Here is an 18,502-nt window from a genome sequence, read left to right as displayed (position 1 = left end):
CCTGTTCAGGTGATGGTGCGTGCCGCTCGGCGACGCCGTGCCGGGAGCCGGAGTCAGGAGCGGCTGGCTGCTCGGAAGCGGCCCAGGGCGGCGGCAGGGTCGCCGTCGCGGACCAGCGCCTCCCCCACGAGCACCGCATCCGCACCCCGGGAGGCGTAGTCGGCGACCACGTCCGGACCGTCCACGCCGGACTCCGCGATACGGACGACGTCATCGGGAAGATGGCGGGCCATGGTGCCGTAGTGCGCCACGTCGACGTCGAGGGTCTTCAGATTGCGCACGTTGACACCGACGATGCGGGCGCCCACGTCGACGGCGCGGGAGATCTCCTCCTCCGTATGGGCCTCTACGAGCGCCTCCATCCCCAGCTCATGGGTCAGCGCGAGGAAGTCCCGGAGCCGAGTGTCGTCGAGGGCGGCCACGATGAGCAGGACCAGGTCCGCCCCATGGGCGCGGGCCTCGAGGAACTGATACTCGTCGACCATGAAGTCCTTGCGCAGGACGGGAAGGTCGACGGCGGCACGGACGGCGTCCAGATCCGCCAGCGATCCGGCGAATCGGCGACGCTCCGTCAGAACGCTCACGGCGGAGGCTCCGCCGGCCTGGTAGGCCCGGGCCAACTCCGCGGGATCGGGGATCTCGGCCAGGGAGCCCTTCGACGGCGAGGACCGCTTCACCTCGGAGATGATGCGGACTCCTGCGGCGTCGTCACGGCCGCCGCACAGCGCGGCCAGCCCGTCGAGGGCCGGCGGGACGTCAGCGACGCGGGCGCGGAGCTCGGCCAGCGGAACCTCGGCGCGACGGACCTGCAGATCCTCACGGACGCCGGCGATGATGCCGTCCAGCACCGTGCCGGTTCCGGCGGCGGAGGCGGGTGTCTCGGTGTTCACCGGCGGCTCAGTTGGTGGAGGCGTCGGGGATGCGCTCGCCCTTGCCGGAGGTGTTGTCCGGCACGGCGGGCCCCTGGTGGCGCCGAGGGTCCTCGCCGTGCTTCAGCACCGACGAGCTGTCCATCTCGACGCCGAGACCCGCCTTCTTCAGGGCGTAGCCCAAGATCAGGGCGAGCGGAACGCAGGCCGCACCGATGTAGGCCAGGACCCAGATCTCGGCGACGAAGCCGATGCCGGCGATGATCGAGCCGACGATCAGCGTCAGGCTCAGCGTCCAGGCGGCAGGGGTCGACCCGTGACCGATGTGGTCATAGTGGATGAAGGCGTCATCCGGCTGCTCGCCGACGGCCGGCTGCTGCTCGACATCGCGCACGGTCCGCTGCTGCGTGGTGGTCATCAGAGTCCTCTCTCGGTCACTTCAGCTCAGCATCCATTCTGCCATGCCTGCTCCCCGCGGCCCGACCAGATTTCCTCCCGTGCAGACCAGGTGGTCTCCCCTGCCGTGGCGGCGGGCTGGACAGCGGAGGGGTCTCGGAGCAGGGTGGTGGTCATGCAGACACTCATCACCGCCGACGAGCTCCACAGCCTGCTGGGCTCCGCCGAGCCGCCGCATGTGCTCGACGTCAGATGGAGGCTCGACCAGCCGGACGGCTCCGCCGACCACCGCGCCGGCCACATCCCCGGTGCGGTCTACGTGGACCTGGACCATGAGCTCAGCGACCATGGGCGTCCCGCCGTCGTAGGACGTCACCCGCTCCCGCGGCATGAGACGCTGCAGCAGGCCGCGCGACGGTGGGGGCTCCTGCCGGGACGCACCGTGGTGGTCCACGACGACCTGCAGAACCTCGCCGCGGCCCGCGCCTGGTGGCTGCTGCGCCGGGCCGGAGTCCGCGACGTCCGGGTGCTCGACGGGGCGTTGGAGGCCTGGCGGCGGGCAGGACTGCCGCTGGAGGAAGGCGATGTGCGCCCGGAGCCGTCGACGATCCGGCTTCAGGACCCGCAGCGGGACGTCACCGACACGGCTGCCGCGGCGGCCGTCGATCTGGAGTCCGTGCGAGACTTCTCCTCCCGGCTGAGCCAGGGGCTCCCTGCCGACGCCGTGCTGCTGGACGTCCGCGCACCGGCGAGGTTCCGCGGAGAGCACGAGCCGATCGATCCGCGGGCCGGCCACATCCCCGGGGCGCGGAACCTCCCCACGGCCGGCAACGTCGACGCCGCCGGCCGGTTCCTGACGCCCCAGGCGCTGCGTGAGCGGCTGCTGGCGGCCGGCGCGGACGACCACCGGCCGGTGGTGAGCTACTGCGGCTCCGGCGTCAACGCAGCCCACGCCACCCTGGCGGCCCACCTGGCCGGCTTCGACGCCGTGCTGTACCCGGGCAGCTTCAGCCAGTGGTCTCAGCATGCCGAGCTGGAGGTCGCCGTCGGCGAATGAGACCCACCGCATGATCTGCGCCTCCTTCTCGAGGTTCGGCAGACTCCGCCGTCGGGACAGCGCGTGACGAGCGCACCGGGAGAGGCCGTGTCTGCCGACCCTCGGCGCAGAGGAGGAGGCTGGGGGCGGTGACAGAGTCCGCCGGGCTCAGCCTCGACGCTCGGAGGTCGGGTCGTCCCCGGCGCTGAGTCCGTCCCACAGGTCGAACTCATCGGGGTCCTCCTGCGGCGCCGCGCCTGCCTCGCGGGCTGTGGCGTATCGCCGCGAGGACCGATCCCGCCAGCGCGGGGAGAAGATCAGCAGCGCCAGCGCCGCCAGCGCCAGCAGCACAGCACCGGCCAGACCAGCCCACACCGCCGGACCGAGGACATACTCACCGGCGAGCTCCGTGGTGCCGGTGACCTCCCCCAGGGCGGGCAGCGAGGCCTCCCCGGGCGCAGCGATCACCCGGGCCACCGTCACGACGGCCGAGACGCCCGCGGCGAGCATCACGACGCCGATGATGAGTCGAGCGATGCGTCGGGCGATCGTCACAGCCACGGAGGAGGCCAGCCCGACCAGGGCCATGGCGGTCACCGTGTCCGAGACATCGGTGCCGGGGATCTCCACCTGGCCCGCCGCGGAGGTGTCCCCCAGCCCGACGGCGGTCACCCACGTCTGTGTGGCCGAGGCCAGCAGCAGCACGCCTGCGGCCAGGCCCACCAGCACCACCGCGCGGCGGCTCATGGCTGCTCCTGGAGCCGATCGGCGGCCAGCACCGCACGCAGGGGCGCGGCGGCCTTGTTCACCGTCTCCTGACGTTCGGCGTCGTCGTCGCTGTCCGCGACGATGCCGCCGCCGGCCTGCACGTAGGCCCGGCCGTCCTTCAGCAATGCGCTGCGGATCGCGATGGCCGCATCCATCCGCCCAGAGAGGTCAAAATAGCCGACCACTCCCCCGTAGACCCCTCGTCGAGCCGGCTCCCAGGCGTCGAGCAGCTGGAGGGCCCTGGGCTTCGGCGCTCCGGAGAGGGTGCCGGCCGGGAAAGTCGCCGCCAGGACGTCATAGGACGAGGCCTCGGGCGCCAGCTCTCCCTGCACATGCGAGGTCAGGTGCATCACATGGCTGAAGTGCTCCACCGCCATGAACCGCGTGACCTGCACCGAGCCCGGCACGCACACCTTGGCGAGATCGTTGCGGGCCAGGTCGACCAGCATGATGTGCTCGGCACGCTCCTTCTCATCAGCGAGCAGGTCATCGGCGAGCGCCTCGTCCTCCGCGGGGGTGTCACCTCGCGGACGTGTGCCGGCGATCGGATGTGTCACCACGGTGTCATCCTCCACGGTGACCAGCGCCTCCGGGGAAGCGCCCACCACCTGGTAGGGCTCCCCATCGGGAGTCTCGAAGTGCAGCAGGTACATGTAGGGGCTGGGGTTCAGCAGCCGGAGCATGCGGTAGACCGCCAGCGCGTCCACCTCCGTGGCGACCTGGAAGCGCCGGGAGACCACGATCTGGAAGACTTCGCCGTCGATGATCGCCTGCTTGGCCCTGCCCAACGTGGCCAGGTACTCGTCCTGGTCCCAGGCATGCTCGACGCGGTCCTCGAGATCTCGTTCGACCGTCTCCTGCCAGTCCGCCGGGGCCACCGCGACCCCGGGGCGGACCGGTTCGGCGAGCGCGGCACGCATCCGCTCCAGCCGGGCCACCGCATCGGCGTAGGCCCGCTCGACGCCGGAGTCGCGTCCGTCCTGGTTGAAGGCGTTCGCCACCAGGGTGACGGTGCCGTCCCGGTTGTCGTGCACGACGAGGTCGCTCACGAGGTTCATGGCCATCTCGGGCACATGCAGGTCGTCAGCGGGCGGGTGCGGCAGCCGCTCCCAGTGACGCACGACCTCCCAGCCGATGTACCCGACCAGCCCGGAGGTCAGATGCGGCAGGGCCACCGTGCGTGCCCGGCCGTTGTCGCCGCCCAGGAAGTCGAGACTGGCCCGCAGCACCTCAGCAGTGGTGCCCTGCTGCGGGGTGCCGGCAGGAGGGTCTCCCAGCCAGACCGCCCGGCCGTCACGCTCGGAGAGGGTGGCCTGCGAGCGCACGCCGATGAAGGAGTGCCGGGACCACGCAGCGCCGGGAGCGGCGGATTCCATGAGGAAGCTGCCGGGCCGCCCGTCAGCCAGCGTCCGGTAGATGCTCAGCGGCGTGTGGCCGTCGGCCAGCAGGCGCATGGTCACCGGGATGACCCGGTGGTCGCAGGCGAGCTCGGAGAACTCCTCCGCACTCGGGGACACCACTCCGAAGCGCCGATCAGACCTGGTCATCGCGACCTCCCTCCAGGGTGATCTCCCGCGAGGTGAAGCAGGTGCGGGTGCCGGTGTGGCAGGCCGGGCCCGTCTGGTCCACGGTCAGCAGGACGGTGTCCCCGTCGCAGTCGAGGGCCACACGGCGGACCTGCTGCACATGTCCGGAGGTCTCCCCCTTGCGCCAGAGCTGACCGCGGGACCGGGACCAGTAGGTCGCCCGGCCGGTGGACAGCGTCGCCGCGAGAGCCTCCTCATCCATCCAGGCCATCATCAGCACCTCGCCGCTGACGGCGTCCTGTGCGATGGCCGGGACGAGGCCGGCGTCGTCGAAGCTGACCTTCTGGCGGATCTCGGCGGGAAGCGGGGTCGTGGTCATGGGGAGGTCCTCGGCAGGTGGGCGGGCGGGAGGTGTGCTGGGGGCTGCGTTAGCGCACGGGATGGCCGGCGGCGCGGATGGCCTCCTTGACGCGGGCGATCATGTCCACCGGGCCGAAGTGGAACATGGAGGCGGCGAGCACCGCGTCGGCGCCGGCATCGATGGCGGCCGGAAAGTGCTCGGGGCGGCCGGCGCCGCCGGAGGCGATGAGCGGCACTGAGGTCACCTGGCGGACCGCACGGATCATCTCCACATCGAATCCGGCCTGGGTGCCGTCGGCGTCGATGGAGTTCAGCAGGATCTCCCCCACTCCGCGCGCGGAGGCCTCGCGGCACCAGGAGATCGCGTCGATGCCGGTGCCGCGGCGACCTCCATGGGTGGTGACCTCGAAGCCGGAGGCGATCTGCGGGTCATCGGTGCGGCGGGCGTCCAGGGACAGCACTAGGACCTGGGAGCCGAAGCGGTCGGTGATCTCGTCGATGACCTCCGGTCGGTTCACCGCGGCCGTATTGATGGAGGCCTTGTCCGCCCCGCTGCGCAGCAGTGTGGCCACATCCTCCTGGGTGCGCACCCCGCCGCCGACGGTCAGCGGGATGAAGACCTCCTCCGCGGTGCGGGTGACCACGTCATAGGTGGTCTCCCGGTCGGAGGACGAGGCGGTGACGTCCAGGAACGTCAGCTCGTCGGCGCCGGCGTCGTTGTACCGGTGCGCCAGCTCCACCGGATCTCCCGCATCGCGCAGATTCTCGAAGTTCACGCCTTTGACGACGCGGCCGGCGTCCACGTCGAGGCACGGGATGACTCTGACGGCCAGTGACATGTGGTGTGCCCTCCCTGCTCAGACCCGGCAGGCGTGGATGGAGGTGACCAGGATCGCCCGAGCGCCGAGCTCGTAGAGCTCGTCCATCAGCTGGTTGGTCTTCTTCGCCGGAACCATGGAGCGCACGGCCACCCAGTTCTCGTCGGCCAGCGGAGAGATGGTCGGCGACTCCAGTCCGGGGGTGATCGCGCTGGCGGCCTGAAGGTGCTCACGACGGATGTCGTAGTCCATCATCACGTACTGCCGAGCCACGAGCACGCCCTGCAGACGGCGGGTCACCCGGTCGGTCCCGGCGGGACGCTCCCCGTGGCGGGAGATCATGATCGCCTCAGAGCGCATGATCGCCTCCCCGAAGGTCTCCATGCCGGCGGCCTTGAGCGTGTTCCCGGTCTCCACGACGTCGGCGATCGCATCGGCCACTCCCAGACGCACCGCGGTCTCGACCGCGCCGTCGAGGTGGACGACCTCCACGTCGTCGAGCCCCTGGTCCTCGAGCCACCGACTGAGCAGACCGTCATAGCTGGTGGCGATCCGCTTGCCGGCCAGGTCCTCGGCCGAGCGGAACCGCCCAGCCGGTCCGGCCAGCCGGAACGTGGACCCGCCGAAGCCCAGTCCCATGATCTCCTCGGCGCCATGGTCCACGCGCGCGTCCTGGAAGAGGTCGCGTCCGGTGATCCCGACGTCGAGGGTCCCGGAGCCGACATAGACGGCGATGTCCCGGGGCCTGAGGTAGAAGAACTCGACGCCGTTCTCCTCGTCGACCATGACCAGCTCGCGCTTGTCACGGCGCTGGACGTATCCGGCCTCGGAGAGCATGGCCATGGCGGCCTCGGAGAGGGCGCCCTTGTTCGGTACAGCTACACGCAGCATGGAGGTGTCGTTCCCTGTTCGGATGTCGTTCGGGTGTGGTGCACGGAGCCGTCGGCCTGCGGCCGACCCTCAGAGATGTCGATAGACGTCTTCGAGGCTGAGCCCCTTGGCCAGCATCATCACCTGCAGGTGGTACAGCAGCTGGGAGATCTCCTCGGCGGCGGCCTCGTCGGTCTCATGCTCACAGGCCATCCAGACCTCGGCGGCCTCCTCGACGATCTTCTTGCCGATGCTGTGGACGCCGGCGTCGAGGGCAGCCACCGTGCCGGACCCCTCGGGGCGGGCGACGGCCTTCTCGGCGAGTTCGGCGTAGAGCTGGTCGAAGTTCTTCACCGTCCCAGGGTATGCCTTTCCGTGGGTCGAGGACGATTTCCTGCGCGGATGCGTCACCTGGGACGTCATGACGTGAGCCGTGCCACCTCGATGGCGGCGGAGACGGCGGCATGCGCCGCCTCGAAGCCCTTGTCCTCCTTCGAGCCGTCCAGACCTGCGCGATCCAGGGCCTGCTGCTCGTCATCGCAGGTCAGCAGGCCGAAGCCGACCGGGACGCCGGAGTCCAGGGCCACCCGGCCCAGCCCGTCCGTGGCCGCCTGGCATACGTAGTCGAAGTGCGGGGTGCCGCCACGGATGACCACGCCGAGGGCGATGACGACGTCGTGGCGCGTCGCGGCGGCCGCGCTGAGAACCGGCAGCTCGAAGCTGCCCGGGGCGCGGACCAGGGTCACGTCATGGATGCCGATGCCGTCCAGGAAGCGACGGGCGCCGGCGATCAGGCCGTCCATGACCGGGGTGTGCCAGCGGGAGGCCACCACGGCCACACGGAGGGGCTTCTCGGCGGCCGCGGTGCGCAGCTGCTCCAGCTCGGTGGCGTCGATCTCAGGGGTTCCGGTGCTGCTCATCTCTCTCCTTGTTCGTCAAGCGGACGCGTGCGCTCCGCAGGCTCCTCATGGTCGGCCACCAGCTCCTCCGGCGGCAGGTCATGCCCTGCGCCACGGGCCTCACGATCCTCCAGGCCCAAGTGGTCCAGCAGGTGGCGCATCCGGTCCCGCTTGGTGCGCAGGTACCGGCGGTTCTCGTCATGGACGACACCGTCGGCCGGCACCTGCTCGACGTCCAGTCCGGCCTTCTGCAGGGATTCGACCTTGTCCGGGTTGTTGGTCAGCAGCCTCAGGCGGGTGATGCCGCAGCTGTGCAGGATCGCCGCCGCGCCGGTGTAGTTCCGCAGCTCCGCGGCCAGGCCCAGCATCTCATTGGCCTCGACCGTGTCCGCGCCCTCCTCCTGGAGCTTGTAGGCACGCAGTTTGTTGGCCAGACCGATCCCCCGGCCTTCGTGGCCGCGCAGGTACAGCAGGTGGCCGCCGTCGCGCTGGATCGACTCCAGGGCGGAGGCCAGCTGGGTGCCGCAGTCGCAGCGGTGGGAGCCCAGCACATCACCGGTGACACACTCCGAGTGCATCCGGATCAGGGGGCGGTGCTCCTGGGCGCCGGCCTCGGAGGCCGGGCGGGACCGGGCGGAGATCAGCAGGTGCTCATGGCCGGTCGAGTGCTCGGTCCATACCTGGGCGGCGAAGATCCCATGGTCGGTGGGCAGGGTCACCACGGGGCCAGAGGTCACCAGGGCGCTGGACTCCTCCTCGGGGTGCTCCCAGGACGCCTGCACGGCGTCCATGACGGCCTCCGGACTGGGCTCGCCGCCGCGGTAGGCGATGAGGTCCGCGATGGAGATCAGCGCCAACCGGTGATCGTCGGCGAACTCGCGCAGCGCCGGCAGTCGCATCATGCGCCCGTCGTCGTGGACCAGCTCGGCGATGACCCCGACCTCCGGGTGCCCGGAGAGCCGGCAGAGATCGACGGCGGCTTCGGTGTGGCCGTCCCGACCCAGCACGCCGGCGTCGTCGGCGATGAGCGGGAACAGATGTCCGGGCCGCGTGAGGTCTTCGGGCCCTGAGGCGGCGTCGGCCAGCAGCGCAGCCGTGCGGGCGCGGTCGGCCGCGCTGATGCCGGTGGTGATGCCGGAGGCGGCGTCGCAGCTGATGGTGTAGGCGGTGCCCTTGGGGTCCTGGTTGTCGGTGACCATGGGAGGCAGGCGCAGATGGTCGGCCCGCTCCCGGCTCATCGGCACGCAGATCACCCCGGAGGAGTGCCGCACCGTGAAGGCCATGAGCTCCTCGGTGGCCGCCGCCGCGGGGAAGATGAGGTCGCCTTCATTCTCCCGGTCGGCATCGTCGACGACGACGACGGGGCGGCCCTTCGCCAGCTGGTTCAGGGCGACCTCCACAGGGTCGAGCACCGGCGCGGGAGTGTCGGGACGGCGCACCGCCGGCGTGACGGCCGCACCGGGTGCGGAGGCCGCAGGCGCGGGCTCAACGAGCGCGGGCCCCTCCGCGCCGCGCTCGAGTGTGCTGCTGCCCGCCTCGGCGTCGAGGTCGAGCATCCTGCGGGTGTACTTGGCCAGCACGTCCACCTCGAGGTTGACCTGGCCGCCGTCTGCGAGTCCGCCGAGCGTCGTCTCGGCGAGCGTGGTGGGGATCAGGCCCACCTCGAACCATGCCTCGAGCGCACCGGGTGCGGAGACCGCGGTGACGGTCAGCGAGACGCCGTCGACGGCGATGGAGCCCTTCTCCGCCAGGAAGGGTGCCAGATCCCGCGGCACGGCGAAGCGGTGGCGCCCGTCGTGGAGGTCACGCTCCACCAGGGTGCCCATCCCGTCGACATGGCCCTGGACGACGTGACCGTCGAGCCGGGCTCCCGAGGGGAGGCACCGTTCGAGGTTGACGGCGTCGCCGACGCCGAGCTGTCCCATCGTGGTGCGTTTGAGCGTCTCGGTGATGAGGTCCACGGTGACGTTCTCATCGTCGATGGCCGTGGCGCTCACGCACACGCCGTTGACGGCGATCGAGCCTCCCAGGGCCAGTCCCTCGACGTGTCCCGGCGCCTCGAAGGTCAGCCGTTCCACCCCGCGGGCCGGGTCGGGGTGCCGTTCGAGCACCCGGCCGACGCCTGTCACGATTCCGGTGAACATGGGTCTGTGCAGCTCCTGTCTTCTCCGGCGCCGGCCATGTCGGCCGCCGCGTCCGATGCGTGATGGGTGGGCGCGGATGCGCCGCGCGGCCCGATGCTGAGCGGGTCCGTGCTCTGCTCCGGCCAGGTCAGAGCGCCCTCTGCCGGCTGGAGATGGACGCAGACGTCGTCGTCGAGGATCCGGACTGCTCCGCCCTCCGCCTGATCGCGGGTGTAGCGCCTCGCCTCGGCCAGCGTGGTGACGCCGATGTCCCCCACGCTGGACGCCCCGGCGCCGAGGATAAGCGGCGCCTGGTACGCGAAGATCTCGTCGACCAGATCCTGGGCGAAGAACGCGGCGAGCACCCGGGAGCCGCCTTCGACCAGCACATGACGGACCGGATGCCCGTCATGCTCGATCGCCCCCAGCCGCTGCAGCGCCTCGAGGGGGTCGTGGGTGCGCAGCTGCACCCAGCCGTCTCCCTCGGGCCGCCCCTGTCGCAGCCGGGCACGTTCCGCCAGCGGTCGCCGCCCCATCACGCAGCGCAGCGGCTGCCGGTCGGCCAGGGTCCCGTCCGGCAGGCGGGCAGTGAGCCGGGGATCGTCCACCTCGGCGGTGTTGCTGCCCACCAGGATCGCGTCGATGCGACGCCGGATGCGGTGCGTGTGCAGCCGGGAGGCCGATGAGGTGATCCATTGACTGGTGCCGTCAGCGGCGGCGATGCGCCCGTCGAGGCTCTGGGCGAGGTGCACGGTGACGAAGGGCCGACCCTCCCGGCGCGCCCGGGCCCAGCGGTTGTTGACCGCGAGCGCAGGGCCGGAGAGCACGCCGGAGACCACCTCGACGCCAGCTGCGCGAAGCACCGCCGCTCCTCCGGAGGCGTCAGGCGTCGGGTCGTCGGCCCCATAGACGACACGTCCCACGCCGGCCTCGAGGATCGCCTCGGTGCACGGGGGCTGACGGCCGTGGTGGCGGCAGGGCTCCAGCGTGCAGTAGAGCGTGGCCCCGTGGAGATCCACGGCTCCGTGGTCACCGCCCGCCGCGACCTGACGCAGCGCGTCACGCTCGGCATGGAGGTGTCCGGCCCCCCGGTGGTGTCCCACTGCCAGGACCTCTCCCTCCGGGGAGACCAGCACCGCGCCGACCAGGGGGTTCGCGCCGCGCGGCCCACGGTGCGCGGCCTCGATCGCGAGCCGCATGGTCTGCTCATGCGCACCGGCGGGATCCGGTGGGCAGACGACGTCGACCGGTTCATCCATCGAGGGACACCTCCCGAGGCCGTGATCGGGACGCCCCCGGGGCGCCGGGGGTCTCCCCGGTGTCTGCGGCGACGTCGTGGCGGACGCCAGTCGTCGCGACGTCTGCGGTCTGACGTCGCTGGACTCGGCTCCAGACGATGAATCCGATCAGCGTGAACACGCCGTAGACGGCGTACATTCCGGCGGAGGCGTAGTAGCCGGCCGACCACAGCAGCGGCACTCCGACGACGTCGACCGCGATCCACAGCAGCCAGAACTCGACCCAGCGGCGGGCCATGCCGTAGGTGGCCAGCAGCGATCCCACAAAGGTCCACGCATCGGCCCACACCGGCTCATAGGAGCCGAGGGCACGCAGCACGGGCGTCAGCGCGGCGGTGCCGAGCACCAGGGCCAGGATCAGGGCGAGCCGGGCACGCGGGGGCGCCCAGCGGGGGGCGACGGCGGCGACTCCGCCGCCGGACTGCTGCGCCCGACGCGCCGACCTCCACTGGTGCCAGCCGTAGACCGAGACGATGAGGAACATGACCTGCCGCCCAGCCTGCCCAAGCAGCGCGGGGTCATCGCTGAGACCCAAGAAGGATCCCAGGAAGACGGTCAGCAGAAGCAGGTTGCCGGCGATGCCCACCGGCCAGGCCCAGACACGGCGCAGCATGCCGCCGAGGGCGCAGGCCAGGCCGAAGACATTGCCGAGGACCTCACGGAGCAGCAGAGGACTGCCGAAGACCAGGACTTCGGCCTCGAGAAGCCAGCGCAGGGCGTCCATTCAGCAGCTCGTCCTTCCCAGACCCGACGGTGGAGTCGGCTCCGGGGATGACGATGCCTGCGCGGCGGCCGGAAAGACGTCGAGGGTGCGCCAGAGGCACCGCCGTCGACCGGCCTTCGTGCTTCTCCCATCCAGACTGTGACTGTCGGTACCGGAGTTCCACCGGTTCAACCGAGGCCGCCGAGGCGGCTCGGGTCGCGGACTTTCACCGCCGGTTCGGACTTTCACCGACCCCGGAGCACGAAGTGTGTCGGGGACAAGTCTGCCACACCGACGACGAAGGCCCGGAATCCACGAGGGATTCCGGGCCTTCTGCTGAGCGGATGACGAGATTCGAACTCGCGACCCTCACCATGGCAAGGTGATGCTCTAGCCAGCTGAGCTACATCCGCACGAGTGATCAGTATAGACCACTCAGTGCGCGATACTGGGATCGAACCAGTGACCTCTTCCGTGTCAGGGAAGCGCGCTACCGCTGCGCCAATCGCGCCTATTCAGCTGTTCGGACCGCAGGCGGGCCGAGCGAGGTGGGGACGGGAATCGAACCCGCGTATACGGCTTTGCAGGCCGCTGCCTCGCCACTCGGCCACCCCACCGTCCCCGTCTCCGGGATTCGGGATCGACTCCTTCGAGCCCATCGAGCGGATGACGAGATTCGAACTCGCGACCCTCACCATGGCAAGGTGATGCTCTAGCCAGCTGAGCTACATCCGCACATCGGCTTCTCCGCGGCATTCCGGAAGGCCTTTCGACCGTCCGTGCTGTCCGCTTTCCGACGACATGAAACTCTAGCTCAGCCCTCGGCCCCTCGTCCAATCGAGCCCCTGTGACCACCCTCACATACCCGCCTGTGACCTGGCGGATCCCTGTCATTCCGGGGGTTCCGGGCTTCACCGGTGAGCCGCATCGCGCTCCGAGGCGACGCGCGGGCAGCGCCGGACACGCGTCCGGGCCTCCCTGCGGACCCGAGACGCCTGCGTGGCAGACTGGACCCGATGACACAGCCCACTCTCGCCCACGCCACCGAGTTCGGTCGGATGTACTCCCGCTCGCTCACCTCCGCGCCCGAGGTCCCCTCCATCACCACGGTGATCGGCCAGGAGCACAAGGACCTCACCGGATGGGCAGGCCACCTGGCCACCCAGGAACTGATCCAGGACGATCGCCTCGCCGCCGCCGTCGGCTCCGCCTCCCAGCTGAAGACCCTGGCCCGTCACGCTGCCTCGGCCGCCGAGCGGTTCCGCGACGCGGCGGCGCAACGCGGTGATCGCGTCCACCACTACGCGGAGCAGGTCGCGCTGCGTGCTCTGGGCACCGACCACGAGGTCGACACCGCGCGGGCGACGCTGGTCCAGCATGGCGAGACCGCCTTCGCCGACCGCTTCGACGAATGGTGGGACCTCTACGGGGTGCGCCCCCTGGCCGCGGAGGTCACGGTCTGGAACCACACGATCGGCTACGCCGGAACCCTGGACCTGATCGCCGAGATCGCCGGGCGGACCTGCGTGATCGACTTCAAGACCAAGGGCCTCGACCGCAGGGGCCGCGCCAAGCCGCTGAGCGAATCCGTCGTCATGCAGCTGGTGGCCGGCATGCAGGCCGAGGAGCGGCTGGTCGACGCGCAGGCCGGCATCTGGGAGCCCTGGCCCCACGGACAGGACTGCCTTCTGATGGCGGTGGCCGTCTCGGAGACGGAGGTCGTCCCCGTCCAGGCGACCCCCGCGGCGCTGAAGGCGCACTGGCACAAGTTCTGGGCGCTGCGGCAGGTCTGGGAGCACGGACGCCGGACTGCTGAGGCCGGGCCCTCGCTGCGCCCGCTCGCACCCCCGCCCGCAGCGGCGTCGGCAGGTGCGACGACGTCGACGGCGAAAGCCCCCGGAGGCGACGGGGTGCCGCCTGTCACACCGGCGGCCTGACCACGCCGAGCGTCGAGCGACCAGCACCGTGCGGCAGTAGGATCGAGGACATGGCAGTTCTCCCGCTCCGCACCCTCGGCGATCCCGTCCTGCGCACCCCGGCTCAGGAGGTCCCCGCGCTGGATGCACGCATCGTCCAGCTCGTCGAGGACATGTACCAGACGATGGACGCCGCCGGCGGCATCGGGCTGGCCGCCCCGCAGATCGGAGTCGGGCTGAGGATCTTCACCTTCGACGCCGCCGGCTCCCGCGGCGCCGTCATCAACCCGGAGCTCTCCCTGACCGGTCCGATCGGTCCCACCCCCCGCGAGCCGAGCCGACCGGCGGAGGGCGAGAACCTGCTGCGCGAAGGGTGCCTGTCGGTCGACGGCGTCTACTCCCCCGTCGACCGGTCGCAGACCGTCGTCCTCACCGGGACGACGCCCGAGGGCGCCGCAGTGCACGTCGAGGCCGCCGGACTCCTCGCGGCCTGCTTCCAGCACGAGGTCGACCATCTCGACGGCCGCCTGTTCATCGACAGGCTCACCGGAGAGGACCGCCGGCACGCCATGCGCGCACTGCGTGAGCCCTCCGCGGGCGGGAAGGGGCCACAGCGCCGAGCCGCCGGGGCCGGGCCGGAGTCCCGCCACGACGCAGGCTCCGGAAGCAGCTTCTTCGCCGGACCCCGCACCTGAGGCGAGAGGACATCATGACCCCCGCACCGAGACCACGGATCCTGTCCGAGGACGACCTCCACGAGGCCCATGGCGCCGTGGACCCCGCCGACCTGCGCGCCGGAGCCCGTCAGGGCCGCATCATCTTCGCCGGCACCCCACCCATCGCTGCCGACTGTCTGCGCTCCCTGCTGGACGACGGCGTCCAGGTGGCGGGCGTGCTGACCCGCCCCGACGCCCCCGTAGGACGCCGCCGCCGGCTGACCCCCTCCCCTGTCGCGCAGGCCGCCGAAGACGCCGACGTCCCCGTGGTCAAGGCTGACCGAGTCGACGCGGCGACCCTGGAGGAGCTGACCGCCCTCGACGCCGAACTGGGGGTGGTCGTGGCCTACGGGGCCCTTCTGCCCGCCCCCGCGCTCGAGGCCCTCCCGCGCGGCTGGGTGAACCTGCATTACTCTGCGCTGCCGCGTCACCGCGGAGCCGCACCCGTACAGCATGCGATCCTCGCCGGGGACGCCACCGCTGCGGCGACGGTCTTCCAGCTGGAGACCGGCATGGACACCGGTCCGATCCATGCCATGTGCGAAGTCCCTCTCTCGCCCGAGCACAGCGCCGGCGTCGTCCTGCAGGACCTCACACGCCTCGGCGGCGCTCTGCTGACCACGCTGCTGCCCGAACTCCTCACCGGAGCCTCCGTGCCGGTCCCGCAGGAGGGCGCCCCGAGCCATGCCCGCAAGCTCACCCGGGAGGACGCCTACGTGGATCCTCACCAGGAGGCTGAGGCCGTGGTCCGACGCATCAACGCGACGATCCCGGAGCCGGGGGCCTGGACCCTCCACGACGACCAGCGGCTCAAGCTGGGCACCGCGAGGGTGTACGAGGCGGAGCTGCCGGAGCCGCTGGCTCGGTCCCGACCCGGCGAGGTCTCGCTCGCCCCGGCGGATCGCACGCCCCAGCACCCCGAGGTCGTGCTCCGCGCCGTCGACGGGGGCGTGGTGCTCAGCGCGGTCCAGCCTGCGGGCAAGCGGATGATCGCCGCCGCGGACTGGCTCCGCGGGCTGCGTGGCCGCGTGACGCTGGGGGCGGCCGCCCCCACCCCCGACGGCCCCACCACCAGCACACGCCCCACCGACACGTCCCGGGAGGACCGATGAGCGGACAGCGCCCACGCCGAGACGGCACCCCCGGAGCCGACGGCGGTCGCCGCCGGGAAGACCACCGGGAGGACCGCCGGGACGCCACCGGCCGACAGCGGAACCGCGGAGGCCCCGACGGGTCCCGGCCGCGCAGCCGCAGCGCCCAGGCGCCGAGCGGGAGACGGAGGAAGGCCGACCCCGCCCGACTGGTGGCCTTCCGAGTCCTGCGGGCGGTGAGTCGCGACGACGCCTACGCGAACCTCACACTCCCCGGAGAGATCCGTCGCGCCCGGCTGGACCGTCGGGACGCAGGTTTCGCCACCGAACTCGCCTACGGCGCCCTGCGCGCCCAGGGGACCTACGACGCGATCATTGCGGCCTGCGTGGACCGGCCCTTGGACGCGCTCGACGCGCCGGTGCTCGATGCCCTGCGCCTCGGCGCCCACCAGCTCCTGGGGATGCGAGTGGACGCCCATGCCGCCGTCTCGGAGACCGTGGCCTTGGTGCGCGCCGAGATCGGGGCCGGACCGGGAGGCTTCGTCAACGCCGTGCTGCGGCGCCTGAGCGCCGAGGACCGTGAGACGTGGATGACGCGGCTTGCCGAGGAGAAGTCGCTGGAGCCGGGCTCCGACGAGGACCTCGGCCTCCGGCACGCGCACCCCTCCTGGGTGGTGCGGGCCATGAAGCAGGCGCTGCGACTCGACGGTCGCTCCGGCGAGCTGGAGGCCGCCCTCGCCGCTGACAATGCCGCCCCGGTGGTGCATCTGGTCGACCTCCCCGCCGCTGGGGAGCCGCGTCTCGCCGGCGCCTTGGCGGCAGGCGCGGAGCCCAGCGACCTGCTCGAGGGGGCGGCGGTGTTCCGCGGAGGGGACGTCGGACGCCTGCCCGGCGTCCGCGAGGGTGAGCTGCGCGTCCAGGACATCGGCTCGCAATGGATCGCCCGCGCCGTGGCGGGTTCCTTCACCCCTGAGACCGTGGACCCCGACGTCGCCGGTGAACACTGGTTGGACCTGTGCGCAGGCCCCGGCGGCAAGGCGGCCCTGCTGGCCGCGCTGGCCGCTGAGCAGGACGCTGCGCTGGTGGCCAACGAGCCCTCTGCGCATCGCGCCGAGCTGGTACGCCAGGCCCTGGCTCCGATCCGGACCGACGCCTGGACGGTGCGCGAAGGCGACGGCCGCACCATCGGCGAGGATCCGGCCGTGGCTGATCTGGTCTCCACCCATGGCGGGTTCGACCGGATCCTGGTGGACGCCCCCTGCACCGGGCTGGGAGCCCTGCGGCGGCGCCCCGAGGCACGCTGGCGTCGCCGCCCCGCAGACCTCGCGGAGCTGACGGTGCTGCAGGAGGATCTGCTCGACGCCGCCGCCGATGTGCTCGCGCCCGGCGGGCTGCTGGCCTACGTGACCTGTTCACCGCATGTGGCCGAGACAGTGGTGCAGGTCGAGGATCTGCTGCGGCGTCGCCCGGGCCTGCGGCTGCTGGACGCCCATGACGCCATGACGGCCGTCAGCTCTCCGCAGGGGGCCGAGCTCCTCCGCTCCGAGCCCCTGCGCGAAGCAGGCGGCGAGACCAGCACGAACAGCCGAACGGTGCAGCTGTGGCCCCATGTCCACGGCACCGATGCGATGTTCTTCGCCCTCCTGTTCCGCCCCACCCAGTCCGACTGACGCATAGGATCAGACCCGTGAACACTCCTGCCGACCCTGCTGCCAGCCCTGCTGCCGACCCTGCTGCCGACCTGGCGGCCGACGCCCAGCACCGACGCTCCCCCTGCATCCACCCGAGCATCCTCAACGCGGACTTCGCGAACCTCGCACGGGAGATCTCCCGGATCAGCACCGCAGACGCCGTGCATGTGGACGTCATGGACAACCACTTCGTCCCGAACCTCACCCTCGGGCTGCCGGTGGTGGAGTCGATCCGGAAGACCACCGACCTGCCCCTGGACATCCACCTGATGATCGAGGACCCCGACATCTGGGCTCCGCAGTACGCGGAGCTGGGCTGCGAGTCGGTGACCTTCCACGCGGAGGCGGCGAAGGCCCCGGTCCGCCTGGCCCGGGAGCTGCACGCCCAGCAGGCCCAGGCGGCGATGGCGCTCAAGCCGGCCACCGGGATCGAACCCTACCTGGACATGCTCGGCGAGCTGGACATGCTGTTGATGATGACGGTGGAACCCGGCTTCGGGGGCCAGGCGTTCCTGGATCTGGTGCTGCCCAAGATCCGACGGGCCCGCCGTGCGGTCGACGACCTCGGCGGGGAGATCGCCATCCAGGTCGACGGCGGCATCAACGCCGAGACCATCCTGCGTGCCGCGGACGCGGGCGCCGACACCTTCGTGGCCGGCTCGGCGGTCTATTCCGCTGAGGATCCCGACGCCGCGATCGCCGACCTGCGGGCGCTGCTGGCCCGCTGAGAGGGGCCGACACACAGTCGGGCCTCACGGCCCGGAACAGGCCCGGAGATGACAGAACCGGCGGTGCTCTCAACCTTCCCCTGAAGAGAGCACCGCCGGTACATCTGGAAGTCTAGCGGAAACCGAAGCGCGGCTGCACCACCGTGGTGTGGTCGCCTCCGACCGGGTGCAGCTCCTCGCGGCGCAGCTCCCCGATGGCCTCCTCGAAGTCATCGAGGTTGTCGAAGCCCCGGTAGACGGAGGCGAAACGCAGATAGGCGACCACGTCGAGCTTGCGCAGCGGTCCCAGAATCGCCAGGCCGACGTCGTTGGCGTCCACCTCGGCATTGCCCGAGGCGCGGACCGCCTCCTCCACCTCCTGGGCGAGGACGGCCAGGTCATCGCTGGAGACCGGGCGGCCCTGGCAGGCCTTGCGCACACCATTGATGACCTTCGAGCGGTCGAACGGCTCAGCGGCGCCAGAGCGCTTGATCACGTTGAGGGAGGTCGTCTCCATGGTGGTGAACCGCTTGGAGCACTGGGGACACTGCCGCCGACGGCGGATGCCGGAGCCGTCCTCGAGCATGCGCGAGTCCACGACTCGCGAGGAGTCATGCCGACAGTACGGACAGAACATCTCGGCACCCTCCTCTCGTCCTCATCGTGGGGCACCGGACCACGACCTGTGATGCCATGATTGTATCCACAACATGTA

General features: G+C 71.2%; 19 protein-coding genes, 4 tRNA genes and 1 riboswitch. Of the genes, 6 read left to right on the top strand and 17 right to left on the bottom strand.

Going from position 1 to position 18,502, the window contains the following annotated elements:
- Positions 1-53 precede the first annotated feature (53 nt).
- Positions 54-890, bottom strand: coding sequence for an indole-3-glycerol phosphate synthase TrpC (trpC, locus tag Q7C18_RS02300; RefSeq protein WP_311023963.1), 837 nt, complete (start codon positions 888-890; stop codon positions 54-56).
- 7 nt (positions 891-897) lie between these two features.
- Positions 898-1,287 carry an HGxxPAAW family protein gene (locus tag Q7C18_RS02295; protein WP_311023962.1) on the bottom strand — a complete coding sequence of 130 codons (390 nt, stop codon included), beginning with the start codon at positions 1,285-1,287 and terminating at the stop codon, positions 898-900.
- A gap of 153 nt (positions 1,288-1,440) precedes the next feature.
- Here Q7C18_RS02295 and Q7C18_RS02290 point away from each other — a divergent pair, with 153 nt between their 5' ends.
- A complete protein-coding gene (locus Q7C18_RS02290) occupies positions 1,441-2,322 on the top strand; it encodes a sulfurtransferase (RefSeq protein ID WP_311023960.1) in 882 nt (293 codons plus the stop codon).
- A gap of 147 nt (positions 2,323-2,469) precedes the next feature.
- On the opposite strand, the gene Q7C18_RS02285 is transcribed toward Q7C18_RS02290, so the two are convergent.
- The 14 genes from Q7C18_RS02285 to Q7C18_RS02220 form a co-directional block, all read right to left on the bottom strand.
- Positions 2,470-3,048, bottom strand: a complete 579-nt coding sequence (locus Q7C18_RS02285) for a Trp biosynthesis-associated membrane protein (RefSeq protein WP_311023959.1) — start codon at positions 3,046-3,048, stop codon at positions 2,470-2,472.
- The gene (locus Q7C18_RS02280) at positions 3,045-4,616 is read right to left on the bottom strand and encodes an anthranilate synthase component I (RefSeq protein ID WP_311023957.1); all 1,572 of its coding nucleotides are present in this window, start codon (positions 4,614-4,616) and stop codon (positions 3,045-3,047) included. The genes Q7C18_RS02285 and Q7C18_RS02280 overlap by 4 nt, the downstream gene beginning before the upstream one ends.
- Positions 4,603-4,974, bottom strand: coding sequence for a phosphoribosyl-AMP cyclohydrolase (gene hisI / locus Q7C18_RS02275; RefSeq protein ID WP_070162209.1), 372 nt, complete (start codon positions 4,972-4,974; stop codon positions 4,603-4,605). Before hisI ends, Q7C18_RS02280 begins: the two co-directional genes overlap by 14 nt.
- A gap of 49 nt (positions 4,975-5,023) precedes the next feature.
- Positions 5,024-5,794: an imidazole glycerol phosphate synthase subunit HisF gene (gene hisF, locus Q7C18_RS02270; protein WP_311023954.1), complete on the bottom strand. Its 771-nt coding sequence runs from the start codon at positions 5,792-5,794 to the stop codon at positions 5,024-5,026.
- Positions 5,795-5,812: 18 nt separating this feature from the next.
- A complete protein-coding gene (gene hisG, locus Q7C18_RS02265; RefSeq protein WP_311023952.1) occupies positions 5,813-6,664 on the bottom strand; it encodes an ATP phosphoribosyltransferase in 852 nt (283 codons plus the stop codon).
- Between the two features lie 69 nt (positions 6,665-6,733).
- A complete protein-coding gene (locus Q7C18_RS02260; protein WP_070162201.1) occupies positions 6,734-6,997 on the bottom strand; it encodes a phosphoribosyl-ATP diphosphatase in 264 nt (87 codons plus the stop codon).
- Between the two features lie 65 nt (positions 6,998-7,062).
- On the bottom strand, positions 7,063-7,563 hold the full coding sequence (gene ribH / locus Q7C18_RS02255) for a 6,7-dimethyl-8-ribityllumazine synthase (protein WP_311023950.1): 501 nt from the start codon (positions 7,561-7,563) through the stop codon (positions 7,063-7,065).
- Positions 7,560-9,686: a 3,4-dihydroxy-2-butanone-4-phosphate synthase gene (ribB, locus tag Q7C18_RS02250; protein WP_311023948.1), complete on the bottom strand. Its 2,127-nt coding sequence runs from the start codon at positions 9,684-9,686 to the stop codon at positions 7,560-7,562. The genes ribH and ribB overlap by 4 nt, the downstream gene beginning before the upstream one ends.
- Complete coding sequence (ribD, locus tag Q7C18_RS02245) at positions 9,668-10,924, bottom strand: bifunctional diaminohydroxyphosphoribosylaminopyrimidine deaminase/5-amino-6-(5-phosphoribosylamino)uracil reductase RibD (RefSeq protein WP_311023947.1); 1,257 nt, start codon at positions 10,922-10,924, stop codon at positions 9,668-9,670. Before ribD ends, ribB begins: the two co-directional genes overlap by 19 nt.
- Positions 10,917-11,687 (bottom strand): nicotinamide riboside transporter PnuC, encoded by a 771-nt coding sequence (gene pnuC / locus Q7C18_RS02240; protein ID WP_311023946.1) that lies wholly within the window; start codon positions 11,685-11,687, stop codon positions 10,917-10,919. Before pnuC ends, ribD begins: the two co-directional genes overlap by 8 nt.
- Positions 11,688-11,801: 114 nt before the next feature.
- A riboswitch (FMN riboswitch) is annotated at positions 11,802-11,933 on the bottom strand.
- A 72-nt stretch (positions 11,934-12,005) separates the two neighbouring features.
- Positions 12,006-12,079: transfer RNA gene (locus Q7C18_RS02235), tRNA-Gly, on the bottom strand.
- A gap of 26 nt (positions 12,080-12,105) precedes the next feature.
- Positions 12,106-12,177, bottom strand: a tRNA-Val gene (locus Q7C18_RS02230).
- Positions 12,178-12,212: 35 nt separating this feature from the next.
- Positions 12,213-12,283, bottom strand: a tRNA-Cys gene (locus tag Q7C18_RS02225).
- A gap of 44 nt (positions 12,284-12,327) precedes the next feature.
- A tRNA-Gly gene (locus Q7C18_RS02220) sits at positions 12,328-12,401 on the bottom strand.
- A 281-nt stretch (positions 12,402-12,682) separates the two neighbouring features.
- Here Q7C18_RS02220 and Q7C18_RS02215 point away from each other — a divergent pair.
- The 5 genes from Q7C18_RS02215 to rpe all read left to right on the top strand — a co-directional run bounded on the left by Q7C18_RS02215 (position 12,683) and on the right by rpe (position 17,808).
- Positions 12,683-13,603, top strand: coding sequence for a cytochrome (locus Q7C18_RS02215; RefSeq protein ID WP_070162193.1), 921 nt, complete (start codon positions 12,683-12,685; stop codon positions 13,601-13,603).
- A 50-nt stretch (positions 13,604-13,653) separates the two neighbouring features.
- Positions 13,654-14,277: a peptide deformylase gene (gene def / locus Q7C18_RS02210; protein WP_311023943.1), complete on the top strand. Its 624-nt coding sequence runs from the start codon at positions 13,654-13,656 to the stop codon at positions 14,275-14,277.
- A gap of 14 nt (positions 14,278-14,291) precedes the next feature.
- A complete protein-coding gene (gene fmt / locus Q7C18_RS02205) occupies positions 14,292-15,410 on the top strand; it encodes a methionyl-tRNA formyltransferase (RefSeq protein ID WP_311023942.1) in 1,119 nt (372 codons plus the stop codon).
- Complete coding sequence (locus Q7C18_RS02200) at positions 15,407-17,059, top strand: RsmB/NOP family class I SAM-dependent RNA methyltransferase (protein WP_311023940.1); 1,653 nt, start codon at positions 15,407-15,409, stop codon at positions 17,057-17,059. The genes fmt and Q7C18_RS02200 overlap by 4 nt, the downstream gene beginning before the upstream one ends.
- A gap of 71 nt (positions 17,060-17,130) precedes the next feature.
- The gene (gene rpe / locus Q7C18_RS02195) at positions 17,131-17,808 is read left to right on the top strand and encodes a ribulose-phosphate 3-epimerase (RefSeq protein WP_311024429.1); all 678 of its coding nucleotides are present in this window, start codon (positions 17,131-17,133) and stop codon (positions 17,806-17,808) included.
- A 112-nt stretch (positions 17,809-17,920) separates the two neighbouring features.
- On the opposite strand, the gene nrdR is transcribed toward rpe, so the two are convergent.
- The gene (gene nrdR, locus Q7C18_RS02190) at positions 17,921-18,424 is read right to left on the bottom strand and encodes a transcriptional regulator NrdR (protein ID WP_070162374.1); all 504 of its coding nucleotides are present in this window, start codon (positions 18,422-18,424) and stop codon (positions 17,921-17,923) included.
- Positions 18,425-18,502: the final 78 nt, after the last annotated feature.

Origin of the sequence: Nesterenkonia sp. CL21 (assembly GCF_031705515.1) — a bacterium.
GTDB classification, from domain to species: Bacteria; Actinomycetota; Actinomycetes; order Actinomycetales; family Micrococcaceae; genus Nesterenkonia; species Nesterenkonia aethiopica.
Note: the sequence above shows the minus strand (reverse complement) of the source record. Positions and strands in the feature narration are given on the sequence as shown.

Bases quoted from the DNA above. Each gene is read 5' to 3' on its own strand.
- Q7C18_RS02295 (WP_311023962.1), bottom strand. From the start codon at position 1,287: ATGACCACCACGCAGCAGCGGACCGTGCGCGATGTCGAGCAGCAGCCG.
- Q7C18_RS02290 (WP_311023960.1), top strand. From the start codon at position 1,441: ATGCAGACACTCATCACCGCCGACGAGCTCCACAGCCTGCTGGGCTCC.
- Q7C18_RS02285 (WP_311023959.1), bottom strand. From the start codon at position 3,048: ATGAGCCGCCGCGCGGTGGTGCTGGTGGGCCTGGCCGCAGGCGTGCTG.
- Q7C18_RS02280 (WP_311023957.1), bottom strand. From the start codon at position 4,616: ATGACCAGGTCTGATCGGCGCTTCGGAGTGGTGTCCCCGAGTGCGGAG.
- hisI (WP_070162209.1), bottom strand. From the start codon at position 4,974: ATGACCACGACCCCGCTTCCCGCCGAGATCCGCCAGAAGGTCAGCTTC.
- hisF (WP_311023954.1), bottom strand. From the start codon at position 5,794: ATGTCACTGGCCGTCAGAGTCATCCCGTGCCTCGACGTGGACGCCGGC.
- hisG (WP_311023952.1), bottom strand. From the start codon at position 6,664: ATGCTGCGTGTAGCTGTACCGAACAAGGGCGCCCTCTCCGAGGCCGCC.
- ribH (WP_311023950.1), bottom strand. From the start codon at position 7,563: ATGAGCAGCACCGGAACCCCTGAGATCGACGCCACCGAGCTGGAGCAG.
- ribB (WP_311023948.1), bottom strand. From the start codon at position 9,686: ATGTTCACCGGAATCGTGACAGGCGTCGGCCGGGTGCTCGAACGGCAC.
- ribD (WP_311023947.1), bottom strand. From the start codon at position 10,924: ATGGATGAACCGGTCGACGTCGTCTGCCCACCGGATCCCGCCGGTGCG.
- pnuC (WP_311023946.1), bottom strand. From the start codon at position 11,687: ATGGACGCCCTGCGCTGGCTTCTCGAGGCCGAAGTCCTGGTCTTCGGC.
- Q7C18_RS02215 (WP_070162193.1), top strand. From the start codon at position 12,683: ATGACACAGCCCACTCTCGCCCACGCCACCGAGTTCGGTCGGATGTAC.
- def (WP_311023943.1), top strand. From the start codon at position 13,654: ATGGCAGTTCTCCCGCTCCGCACCCTCGGCGATCCCGTCCTGCGCACC.
- fmt (WP_311023942.1), top strand. From the start codon at position 14,292: ATGACCCCCGCACCGAGACCACGGATCCTGTCCGAGGACGACCTCCAC.
- Q7C18_RS02200 (WP_311023940.1), top strand. From the start codon at position 15,407: ATGAGCGGACAGCGCCCACGCCGAGACGGCACCCCCGGAGCCGACGGC.
- nrdR (WP_070162374.1), bottom strand. From the start codon at position 18,424: ATGTTCTGTCCGTACTGTCGGCATGACTCCTCGCGAGTCGTGGACTCG.